Below are 326 nucleotides of genomic sequence, written 5' to 3'. Positions count from 1 at the left end.
CTTTGAAGTTGTTCAAGTGATACAGTATCATTTTGTTGACTGCTATCAACCTTTTCTGACACAACTTGTTGGTTATCTGCTTCCACGCCAGTATTATCTTGGGTCGCAACTATATCTTCATTAGCTACATTTGCATTATTTGTTTGAGTTAATTTATTATCTTGAATTACATTTTGTGGACGTTCTACTTTACTCTGTTGGTTAGTTGAAGTTTGCTCTTGTGTATCTTTCGTTGTTCCTTCTGCCTGTTGATCTTTTGTTGCTGTATCTACCTTATCTTGTTCGTTATATTCTGGATCCACTGGTGATTCTGTTGATTTTGTTTG

The 326-nt window shown here is 35.3% G+C and carries 1 protein-coding gene; it reads right to left on the bottom strand.

The window, feature by feature from the left end:
* Positions 1-326 (bottom strand): hypothetical protein (locus tag SH09_RS16725; protein WP_042740228.1); only part of this gene is annotated, 326 nt, incomplete at both ends.

The organism is Staphylococcus gallinarum (assembly GCF_000875895.1).
Lineage (GTDB): Bacteria > Bacillota > Bacilli > Staphylococcales > Staphylococcaceae > Staphylococcus > Staphylococcus gallinarum.
The sequence above is the reverse complement of the archived record's forward strand: the minus strand, read 5'-3'. Positions and strand labels throughout refer to the sequence as shown.